This window comes from Streptomyces sp. NPDC047853, assembly GCF_043204535.1.
Lineage (GTDB): Bacteria > Actinomycetota > Actinomycetes > Streptomycetales > Streptomycetaceae > Streptomyces.
In genome coordinates this window covers 235235-245459 of the sequence record NZ_JBIDCI010000012.1, presented here as the reverse complement: position 1 = coordinate 245459, position 10225 = coordinate 235235, and the positions used below count along the sequence as shown (strand labels likewise).

The 10225-nt window shown below is 71.2% G+C and carries 9 protein-coding genes; 3 read left to right on the top strand and 6 right to left on the bottom strand.

The genetic code is table 11. The annotated features are described in order from the left end of the window. The first annotated feature begins 19 nt into the window (after window positions 1-19). From ACGF5T_RS23325 to ACGF5T_RS23315, 3 genes are all read left to right on the top strand, one after another. On the top strand, window positions 20-985 hold the full coding sequence (locus ACGF5T_RS23325) for an ABC transporter ATP-binding protein (protein WP_356612913.1): 966 nt from the start codon (window positions 20-22) through the stop codon (window positions 983-985). Window positions 986-988: 3 nt separating this feature from the next. Further along, complete coding sequence (locus tag ACGF5T_RS23320; protein ID WP_356612912.1) at window positions 989-1798, top strand: ABC transporter; 810 nt, start codon at window positions 989-991, stop codon at window positions 1796-1798. A 362-nt stretch (window positions 1799-2160) separates the two neighbouring features. Beyond that, complete coding sequence (locus ACGF5T_RS23315) at window positions 2161-3168, top strand: winged helix-turn-helix domain-containing protein (RefSeq protein WP_356612910.1); 1008 nt, start codon at window positions 2161-2163, stop codon at window positions 3166-3168. Window positions 3169-3343: 175 nt separating this feature from the next. On the opposite strand, the gene ACGF5T_RS23310 is transcribed toward ACGF5T_RS23315, so the two are convergent. The 6 genes from ACGF5T_RS23310 to ACGF5T_RS23285 all read right to left on the bottom strand — a co-directional run bounded on the left by ACGF5T_RS23310 (window position 3344) and on the right by ACGF5T_RS23285 (window position 10192). Continuing rightward, window positions 3344-4453 (bottom strand): prephenate dehydrogenase, encoded by a 1110-nt coding sequence (locus ACGF5T_RS23310; protein ID WP_366769347.1) that lies wholly within the window; start codon window positions 4451-4453, stop codon window positions 3344-3346. Window positions 4454-4504: 51 nt separating this feature from the next. Beyond that, window positions 4505-5902, bottom strand: a complete 1398-nt coding sequence (locus ACGF5T_RS23305) for a PLP-dependent aminotransferase family protein (RefSeq protein ID WP_366769348.1) — start codon at window positions 5900-5902, stop codon at window positions 4505-4507. Further along, a complete protein-coding gene (locus tag ACGF5T_RS23300) occupies window positions 5893-7038 on the bottom strand; it encodes an alpha-hydroxy acid oxidase (protein WP_366769349.1) in 1146 nt (381 codons plus the stop codon). Before ACGF5T_RS23300 ends, ACGF5T_RS23305 begins: the two co-directional genes overlap by 10 nt. Further along, window positions 7035-8228, bottom strand: a complete 1194-nt coding sequence (gene hppD / locus ACGF5T_RS23295) for a 4-hydroxyphenylpyruvate dioxygenase (protein WP_366769350.1) — start codon at window positions 8226-8228, stop codon at window positions 7035-7037. Before hppD ends, ACGF5T_RS23300 begins: the two co-directional genes overlap by 4 nt. 120 nt (window positions 8229-8348) lie before the next feature. Continuing rightward, entirely contained in the window at window positions 8349-9290 is a 942-nt protein-coding gene (locus ACGF5T_RS23290; RefSeq protein ID WP_356612696.1) for a TauD/TfdA family dioxygenase, read from the bottom strand. Window positions 9291-9367: 77 nt separating this feature from the next. Next, entirely contained in the window at window positions 9368-10192 is an 825-nt protein-coding gene (locus ACGF5T_RS23285; protein WP_366769351.1) for an alpha/beta hydrolase, read from the bottom strand. Window positions 10193-10225 lie beyond the last annotated feature (33 nt).

Sequence of the window (10225 nt, the reverse complement as noted above, 5' to 3'; positions counted from 1 at the left end):
CCCTGAGGACGGACTGGCCATGATCACCTTGCGCGCAGTGACGAAGCAGTACGGCACCGCCGTGGCCGTGGACGGCCTGAACCTGGACATCGCGCCCGGCAAGGTGACCGGCTTCCTCGGCCCGAACGGCGCCGGCAAGTCCACCACCATGCGCATGATCATGGGTCTGGACAATCCCACCTCGGGCGAGGCGCTGATCAACGGCAAGCCCTACGCGGCCCTGAAGCACCCCCTGCGTGAGGTCGGCGCGCTGCTGGACGCCAAGGCACTCCACCCGGGCCGGAGCGCGCACAGCCACCTGCTGGCCATGGCGCGCAGCAACGGGATCTCCCGTCAGCGGGTGGACGAGGTCCTGGAGATCGTCGGCCTGGAGAAGGTGGCCAAGAAGCGCTCCGGCTCCTTCTCCCTGGGCATGGGGCAGCGGCTGGGCATCGCCAGCGCCCTGCTCGGCGACCCGGAGATCCTGCTGTTCGACGAGCCCGTCAACGGCCTCGACCCGGACGGCGTGCGCTGGGTGCGCGAGCTGATGCGCTCACTGGCCGAAGAAGGCCGTACGGTCTTCGTGTCGAGCCACCTGATGAGTGAGATGCAACTCACCGCCGACCACCTCGTGGTGATCGGCCGGGGCAAGCTCCTCGCCGACGACACCATCGACCGTGTCATCGCACGCAGTTCGCTGACCGCGGTCCGGGTGCGCACCCCGGACGGCGACGGCATGGACAACCTGGTCGGGCGTCTGGAGGCCCAGTCGCTCCAGGTGCAGCGCCACGAGGAGCACGAGATCCTCGTCTCCGGGGTCTCGGTCGAGACGATCGGTGACCTGGCCTACCAGCTCGGCATCAGGCTGCACGAACTGCGCGTCGTCGAGGCCTCGTTGGAGGAGGCCTACATGGAGATGACCGCCAACAGCATCGAGTACAAGTCGCCCAAGCCCGCCGCCGTGGGCGCGGTGCCCCTCCAGGAGCAGCAGGAAGTCGAGGCCTGAGTCATGGCAAGCACAACCGTGAGCACGCGTGCGTCCCAGGCGTCCGCGCAGCAGGGTGGCGGTGGCACGTGGGGAGCGGTGGCCGCGGAGTGGACCAAGCTCTGGTCGGTTCGGGCCACCTGGTGGTGCCTGGCCGGCTCCGTCGTCCTGATGGGCATCTTCGCGCCCGGACTGGGTGTCAGCATCGCGAACAGCTACCGCAGCGACGGTGAGAACGTCGACATCCCGATCGCCCACCCGATGGTCCTGGCCGTGAACATGGTGCAGTTCGCCGTCGTGGCGCTCGCCATGCTGGCGATCACTGCGGAGTACTCCACGGGCAGCATCCGCACCTCGTTGCAGTGCGTGCCGGTGCGCGGTCGCATGCTCTTCGCCAAGTCCGCCGTCGCCGCGCCCGTGATGTTCGTGGTCGGGACGCTGCTGGCGCTGGTCGGGACCGTCACCACCGCACCCCTGCTGTTCGAGTACGCCGACTCCGACCTGGGCAAGGCGGTGCCGACCATCGTCTGCACCGGTGTCTACGTGGCGCTGATGGGCGTCTTCGCCATCGGTATCGGAGCCGCGATCCGCAGCGCCGTGGGCACGCTCACGACCGTGTTCATGATCCTCGCGGGACTGCCCGGAGCGCTGGCGCTCTCCAGCAGCGACTTCACGAAGAAGATCATGGACTATCTGCCCTCCACCGCGGGCCAGCACCTGATGGACGGTGACGCGGAGCCGTACGGACGGATGGGCGCACTCCTCGTCGTCCTCGTGTGGGTGGCCGCCGCCCAGGTGGCCGGCTACCTGGTCCTGCGCAGGCGGGACGCCTGAGCCGATGGCGGCGACTGTCTTCCCCCGTCAGTCGCCGCCATCTTCCCGCCTCCCGGCCCGGGCCGGGAGGCCATTCCCGCATTCGCACTGACTGGCACGTTCCGTTTCTCTATCATCAGATCTCCCCCTGTGCAAGGCCCTTTAGTGCCTACTGAAGGTCCACCTGCGCTACCGTGTTCGATTCGGACGCGTTACTTTGGGAACTACTGCCCTGGACCGGTCGCATATCGGCCGCATGGATTTGGCGTCCGCGAAGCCGAGCGGTCCGGGTGATATGGTCTGAGGTTGCGTGATCTGGCTAGCGTAGTGGGGGAACGATGCAGCGGATACGTTTGAACGGCGAGAGTGTCGAAAATGTACGCATGATGACCACTCTGGGACCTGTCTCGGAAGCGATATTCTCCGTTCGCCAGATGGGCGGCAGAAGCGAGGCGGGGTTCCGGGAGTGGGAGGAGCAGGTGTCCGACCGGCTCCGGTCCGGCCGGCTCGACCTCGGCGTCATCTCCGCTCTGCGCCGGACCTCGGACCTGACCTGGCTGCTTGCCGGGGAGGGCAACACCGCGGCCGAGGAACGGCTGTTGCCGCAAGGGCTCAGACGGGGGGACGTCCGCTCCGCGATCGAGCGGTACACCGACGCGTCGGTCGGCCCCTACTGGCCCCAGATGCTGGTGCGCCTGGGCGCCGAGCGCGAGGAGCGCATGCGGAGAGCGCCCGAGGGGGGCGAGAGCCTGCTGAATTCGCTGCATCCGGAAATTACCTGGAAAAGGCCGTATCTGGAAATACCCGGGGGTGAGGACGGCGAAATCGAGGTCAACGGCAAGGGGATCCTGATAGCCCCTTCGATCTTCCTCGGGTCACGGCCCGCGGTGTTTTTGCCTAATGTTGGAGGAACCAGCGAATTGCCGGTCCTCGTCTTCTCCGTTCGACTCGCTCCCGCCGAAACGCGTTCCCTGTGGACGGCCCAGGGAAAGGACGCCGAGGCGTTGGACGCGCTTATGGGGCGCACCCGCGCCCAATTGCTCAGGCTCACCCTGGTCGGCGGCACCACCAGTGAACTGGCACGCCGCGTGGGCACTTCTGCGGCGGCCGTCAGCCAGCACACGGGCATACTGCGCAACGCCGGCCTGATCCGTTCCGAACGGGACCGGAACACGGTCATCCACCGCATCACCGGCCTCGGCAGAGCCGTTCTGAACGGGAAATTCCAGGCGGCACACGCGCAGCCGGAAACGATGACCCTCGCCAACGCGGGCGGCGGCCGGGAGACCCGCGTCCCCCGGCAGCGGCAGCCCTTCGCCGTCGGCCGCAAGAGACCCCTCTCCGCGCCCCTGCAGGTGGCGGACGGCGGCCTGGCCTGTCGGGTCTCCTGAGCGACCGCACTCCGCGTGAGCGCGACACACGGCCGTGAGCGGGAGACACGGCCGGGGCGCGACACGCGGACGAGAGCGACGACGCGCGGCCGAATGACGACGCGCGGACGAGTGGGGGGGGGGGGGTGGGGGGGGGGTGGGCCCCGCCCCCCCCCCCCCACTCGTCCGCGCGCGCCTACGTCCCCTGGCCGCCCGGCCAGTCCGCCAGCCGCACCGTCCAGCCGCCCAGCCGCAGTTCGTCCGCCAGGACGGCGGCCCGGCCCGGCAGCACCGCCAGCCGGGCCCGGCCCATGAGCCGGTCGGAGGAGTGCTCCATGTCGATGTCCTCGATGTTCACGCCTGCCTTCGCCGCGTCCGCGAACAGCCGCGCCAGCTCTCCCGGGCTGTCGCCCACCGACACCTCGACGGCCGCGAAGTGCGCGTCCGGCACCCCGTGTTTGCCCGGGATGCCGTTCCGGCCGTCCACTCCCCGCTGGAGCACCTCGGACAGCACCGCCGACCCGCTCCCGGCGGCACCGTCCTGCCGCTCGACCCGCCGCAGCGCCTCCGCCACGCCCAGCGCGTCGGCGGCCAGCGCCTCCAGCACCTCGGCCACCGGGCCGGCGTTCGCCGACAGGATGTCCGTCCACAGGGCGGGGCTGCCCGCCGCGGTCCGGGTGACGTCCCGCAAGCCCTGACCGGCCAGCCGCAGGGCGGACTCGCTGCCCTCCAGCAGCCGCGCCGCCGTCAGGCTGGCCACCAGATGCGGCACGTGCGAGACGAGCGCCACCGCACGGTCGTGCGCCTCCGCGTCCAGCAGCACCGGCGTGGCACCGCACAGGGACACCAGTTCCAGGGCGCAGTTGAGCGCCGGATCACCGGTGCGCTCCGAGGGGACGAGCACCCACGGCCGGCCCTCGAAGAGGTCCCCCCGTGCCGCCAGGGGGCCGGACCGCTCCCCACCGGCCAGCGGATGCCCGCCCACGAACGAGGTCAGCTCGCAGCCCAGCGCCTCGACCTCCTGGCCCGGCAGGCACTTCACGCTGGCCACGTCCGTGTAGAAGCGGGCCGTCCCGCGCTTCTGCAGATCCACCAGGACCGGCGCCACCTGCACGGGCGGAACGGCCAGCACCGCCACGTCCGCGCACTCGGACGGCTCCCGGGCCCGGCCCGCGCCCAGCGCCTCCGCCGTACGCGTGGCCGTGGGGTCGCTGTCGAGCAGATAGGTGTCGACCCCCCGTCGCCGCAGTGCCAGCGCGACGGACGTACCGACCAGACCCGTCCCCACTATGACCGCAGTACGCATAGGACACCCCAACTCCCGGCCGCGCGGGCCCGGCGTCGATCCGATGCCACGTCAGCCCAGTCGCTGCGTGACGAGGGCCGCGAACCTCTCCAGCCCCAGGTCAATCTGATCACCCGTCACGAGGCTGTAGGACAAGCGGATCTGGCGGGCCGCCCCGGGATCCGAGCTGAAATAGCACATCGGCGTCCACAGGACCCCGTAGTCGCGGGCCGAGGTCTCCAGCAGCTTCTCGTCCGCCTCGAACGGCACGCTCACCACGAGGAAGAAGCCTCCCCGCGGCACGTTCCACCGGACCCCCGTGCCACCGCCCGGCGGGAAGTGCCGCTCCAGGCCGGCGAGCAGACGCTCCAGGTTCCCCCGGTACACCGCGATCTCCCGCTCGTTCGCGCCGTACAGGTCGCAGCCGTGGGCCAGGAGCTTCCCCCCGATCACCGCCTGGGCGATCGGCGACGTGTTCACCGTCACCATGCTCTTGATCTTCGACAGCTGGTCGGCCAGCGGGCCGACGGAACCGCCGGCGTCCGCCACCGACTGGTCGGCGACGACGTAACCGATCCGGGCGCCGGGCAGACCCGTCTTCGCGAACGACCCCAGATAGATCACCCTGCGCCGCTCGTCGAGCGCCTTCAGCGTGGGCAGCCGCACCCCGTCGGCGCTGAAATAGCCGTACGGGTTGTCCTCCAGCAGCAGCAGGTCCTCCCGCTCCGCCAGGTCCAGCAGGGCGTGCCGGGTCTCCAGGTCGAGGCTGACCCCCGACGGATTGGAGAAGTCCGTCACCAGGTAGCAGGCCCGTGGCCGCAGCCCGCGCGCCCGCGCGTCCCTCACCACCGCCGTGAGGCTCTCCAGGTCAACACCGCGGGGCCCGCCGTCCACCTCGAGGACCGGCATGTCGACCAGAGCGGCCGCACCCGTCAGGCCCACGTAGCGCGGCGACACCGTGAGGACCACGTCCCGCTCGTCGGAGCGCAGCGCCCGCAGCACCAGGAACATGGCCTCCTGGCACCCGACGGTCACCACGACCGCCTCGGGGTCGACCACGATGCCCTCGTCCACCTCCAGGTGCCGGGCGACCAGCTCGTGCACGATGCCCTTGGTACGCCCGTACTGCAGCAGCGTGCGGCGGACCTGGTCCTCGTCGAACCCCTTGTCCTCCCTGAGGTACCGCTCGAAACGCCGCAGGTAGTCGTGGACCAGGGAGGTGTCCCAGAAACCCTCGAACGGGCGGCCGGGCGCGAACGACACCGCGTCCGGGAACCGCTGCGCGATCTCGTTGAGGAAGTTCATCGAGCTCAGCGCCTCGTCCTCGAGCGAGCCGTGCAGCGCCGAGGTGTGCAACTGCGCCGACCGGCCGGCCCCGGCCCCGCCGCCGTCCGCCCGCTCCGCCTGCTCCATCGACTGCGCCCGCTCCGTCCGTTCCGTCCGCTCCGCCGCGTCCCGGATCACCGCCACACCGCCCCCTCGCCGACATCCGTACCGTCGTGCGACGCCCTGCGCAGCACGCGAAGCCGCCGCGCCTCGGCCACCCCGGAGCAGCCCGCCAGCCCCAGGGCGTCGCGGAACTCCTCCGCCAGCAGCCCGAGCACCCCGCGGGCCCCCTCGGCGCCACCGGCGGCCAGCCCCCACAGCAACGGGCGCCCCACGAGCACTCCGCTCGCCCCCGAGGCCAGCGCCTTCAGCACGTCGGTGCCACTGCGGACACCGCTGTCCAGCAGCACCTCGCACCGCCCGGCCACCTCGGCGCACACCGCCTCCAGCACGTCGGCGCTCGCCACCGCGCCGTCCAGCTGCCGTCCGCCGTGGTTGGACACCACCACGGCGTCCGCCCCGGCCTCGGCGGCCCGGGCCGCGTCCGCCGGGTCGAGCAGCCCCTTGACGATCAGCGGCAACCGGGTGCGCCGCCGCACCTCCTCCAGGTCCGACCAGCTCAACGACGGGTCGAACGCCGTGCTCGTGTGCGCCGCCAGTGCGGAACCGCCCGGACTCGCCCGGTGCGCCTCGGACGCCGTACCCGTCGCGAAGTTGGCGGCCACGACGTCGTCCGGCAGCGCGAAGCCGTTGCCCATGTCGCGCAGCCTGCGGCCCATCCACGGCACGTCCACGGTGAGCATCACGGCGGCGCAGCCGGCCGCCTCGGCCCTGCGCACCAGGTCGAACGAGAGGGCACGGTCCCGCAGCCAGTACAGCTGGAACCAGGTGATCGCCCCGACCGCCGCCACCCGCTCCAGCGGGAAGCTGCTCAGCGTGCCGACGGTGAAGGGGACCCCCGCCTCCTTCGCGGCGGCCGCCGCGGCCAGCTCCCCCTCCGGGTGCACCAGCTTCTGGTACCCGATCGGCGCGGTGGCCAGCGGCATGGCCACCCGCCGTGACAGCAGCGTCGTGCCGGTGTCGCACCCCGACACGTCCCGCAGCGCCCGCGGCACGACCCGGATACGGTCCAGGGCCGCGAGGTTGTCGGCGAGCGTGCGCTCCGCCCCGCTGCCGCCCGCCACGAAGTCCCGCACGCCGGCCGGGAGTACGGCGGCGGCGGCCCGCTCGAATTCGTCCAGGGACAGCGGGGCGGTGGGCGTGAGGGTCTGGGCCGTCACCTGGACCAGCCGTTCTCCCGGTGCCGTTCCAGCTCCACGGCCTCGTACAGCGCCTTGATGTTGGACGAACCGAACGTCTCCGCGCCGAGCCGCTCGATGACCTCGAAGAACAGGGTCCGCCGCGCGTGCGTGGAGCGCGTGAAGATCTGGAACAGCTGACCGCCGTGGTCCTCGTCGACGAGGATGTTCAGCTCGCCCAGCTCCGCGAGGTCGTGCTTGCGCAACCGCACCCGCTGACCGAGCAGCTCGTAGTAGGTCGCCGGAGTGGTGAGGAACTCCACGCCGGCCCCGCCCAGCGTGCGGACCGAACGGGCGGCGTCGTCGCTGGAGAAGGCGATGTGCTGGACGCCCGCACCGTCATGGTTCTTGAGGAACTCGTCGATCTGACCGGCGTCGGCCACCGGGTCCGGCTGGATGACGGTGAACGTGATGTCCCCGGACCGGCTCTGCACCACCTTCGACAGCATCGCCTGGGTGCCCACGACGATGCGCTCCTCGAAGATCTCCCGGAAGCCCAGGGCCTGCCGGTAGAACGCGATGGTGTCGTCCAGCTCGCCGATGTTCACGCACACGGCGAAGTGGTCGACCTCGACGAGCCCCGGGAGGTCCGCCGAGGGACGGCCCCCCTGGATGTGCGGCCCGTCCACCGCGGCGTCGACCGGCGCGAAGCCCTCGGGGAGCTCCGAGGGGTCCTCCTCGGCCCGCTGCACCAGGGAGTGCACGACGTCGCCGAAGCCCGACACCGTTGCGGTGACGACCACGCCGGGGCCCTCGTGGCGCACCGGCTCCGCCAGCGGACGGGCGCCGTGGCGCACGGCGTGGTCGAAGACCGCCGCCACGTCCGGGGCGCGCAGGGCGATGCGGGCCACGCCGTCCCCGTGCGAGTGGACGTAGGCGGCGGCCGGGTGCTCGTCCGTGGTGCTCTCCGTCAGCACCAGGAGGATCCGGCCCTGACGCAGGGCGACGCTGCGGAAGCCCTCCGCGGGGGAGCCCGCGGTACCGACGACGGCGAAGCCGTAACCGCCGGTCCAGTCGGCGACCTTGCGGTCCAGGTCCTCCACGTAGAGTTCCACGTGGTCCAGCCGGAGATCCTCCACGGACGCGTCGTCGCGCGGCGCGTCGTCCTGGAGGCCGGTGTCGAGGCCGGTGTCGGGGCCGGTGTCGAGGTCGGTGTTCGGAGCATGGGTCATAGCGACGGAATTTCCTGTTCTTCCGGTACGGAGCGGGCAGGAGACACGGGTCGTCGGCGCGCGCCGACGACGCCGGGCCGGGGTCGGGCGAGGCCCGGGCGGGGCGGTACCCGGGACGCGTCAGTCGGACATCGCGACCAGGATCCGGCGCGGGCCGGTGAACGGACGCCGACCGTGCGCCACCAGCACGTTGTCGATCAGCAGGAGGTCCCCGGTGTGCCAGTCGACGTCCACCGCGGCGTCGAGCCCCTTGTCGCGCACCTCGATGACGTACTCGGCCGGGATCGGGCTCCCGTCGGCGAACCGGACGGACTGCGGCAGCTCCTCCTCGGGCAGGATCTGGGCGAGTTCGGCGGCCATGTCGTCACCGAGCGCGGCCGGATGCCACTGGTCGGACTGGTTGAACCACACCTCCGCGCCCGTCACCGGGTGGCGCACCGTGGACGGCCGCACCTGCGTCACCCGCAGACCGCCGTCCCCCAGCCACTCCCACTCGGCCTCCGTGCCCTTGAGGAAGACCTCGACGTCGGCCCGGTCGTCGGTCTCGAACGTGTCCTGCCAGCTCTTGCCGAGCCCGGCCCCGCCGTGCAGGTTCTGCGTGTAGCGCACGCCCCCGGCGAACGCCTCCCGGACCTCGGGCGCCAGCGACTCCAGCCAGGTCACCCCGTCGACGACCGGCGTGGCGCCACCGGTGGTGGGCTCGTGCGCCGCGAAGAAGAGCAGCCGCGACGGCCAGGCGTAGGCGTACGACAGCTCGTTGTGCATGGAGATGGTCAGCTCCGACGGGTATTCCGTCGAGGTGTACACATTGCTCCCCACCTTGCTGCGCGGCGAGTTGCCGTGCACATAGGCGAGCCGGTTGGGCAGCAGGGGATCCATCACGGAATCCAGCGTGCCGTCGTCCACCCGGAAGCCGCGGAACACCAGAGCCTTCTCGCGGACGAGCATCTCGCCGACCCGCTCCGTGTCACTCACGAATTCGGCGAGACCCGCGGGCGTCGCCGCGACACCCGCGCTCTCCGGCGTGATCTCGAGGGGCCGCCAGTCGTGCTGTTGAGTCATCAGATCTCGATTCGGGGATTCGCCCGTACGCGATAACCGCACGGGGCTGCTGGACAGGGAATCGGAAGTGCCGGTTCTCAATGGGCCGGAATGACGGGGACCTGACGGAAGAACTCCACGACGCTCTTGTTCACGGCGTCCGGATCCTCCAGGTACCCGAAGTGACCGCACCCGGGGATCTCTTCGAACGAGGCACCCGGAATCGCCTCGGCGACTTCCCGCCCCAGATCCGGAGGCGTCACCAAGTCGTCCTGGAAAGCGATGACATGACAGGGCACCCTGATCGCCCGGTAGGCGTCGAGGCGTGCCGGCACGGGATCGAGGGTCATGTGGACCCGCTCCCCGGGTCCGGAACCGGACGTCGCCTCCAGGACATCCAGCCAGTCGCTGACGGCGGTGTCGTCCGAGAGGGTGCGCGGGGACAGGTTCCGCATGGCCTGGACCACCGCGTCGAACCGCGGAGGCAGCGTCGTCCCCGAGTCGTAGAGCGCGATCTCCGCCGCCGTCAGCGCCCGCCGCATGGCGTCCACCCGCCCCCTGGTGGCCATGAGAACCGCCTGGCGCACCAGCTCGGGCCTCGCCAGCGCCAGCTCCTGCACCACGTACGCCCCCATGGACGTGCCCACCAGGCGGCACGCGCCGAGCCCGAGGTGTTCGATCAGGCCCGCGAGGTCACGCACGAGGTCGTGCACCGTGAACCCCTCGGCGCAGACATCGGTCGGCGGGATCCCGCGGTTGTCGAACGTGATGACCCGGTGACCCGCGTCCGTCAGGGCCGGCACCTGGTGCAGATGCCAGGCACGCCCGGAGGCGCCGGAGCCCATCACCAGGACGACGGGCTCACCGGCCCCACCGGAGTCGTCGTAGTTCAGGTTGATTCCGTTGACGGACACGAGGGGCATGGGGCGTTCCTCCGGCGTGGGTCAGTGGTGTCG

Bases quoted from the DNA above. Each gene is read 5' to 3' on its own strand.
- ACGF5T_RS23285 (WP_366769351.1), bottom strand. From the start codon at position 10,192: ATGCCCCTCGTGTCCGTCAACGGAATCAACCTGAACTACGACGACTCC.
- ACGF5T_RS23315 (WP_356612910.1), top strand. From the start codon at position 2,161: ATGATGACCACTCTGGGACCTGTCTCGGAAGCGATATTCTCCGTTCGC.
- ACGF5T_RS23290 (WP_356612696.1), bottom strand. From the start codon at position 9,290: ATGACTCAACAGCACGACTGGCGGCCCCTCGAGATCACGCCGGAGAGC.
- ACGF5T_RS23320 (WP_356612912.1), top strand. From the start codon at position 989: ATGGCAAGCACAACCGTGAGCACGCGTGCGTCCCAGGCGTCCGCGCAG.
- hppD (WP_366769350.1), bottom strand. From the start codon at position 8,228: ATGACCCATGCTCCGAACACCGACCTCGACACCGGCCCCGACACCGGC.
- ACGF5T_RS23325 (WP_356612913.1), top strand. From the start codon at position 20: ATGATCACCTTGCGCGCAGTGACGAAGCAGTACGGCACCGCCGTGGCC.
- ACGF5T_RS23310 (WP_366769347.1), bottom strand. From the start codon at position 4,453: ATGCGTACTGCGGTCATAGTGGGGACGGGTCTGGTCGGTACGTCCGTC.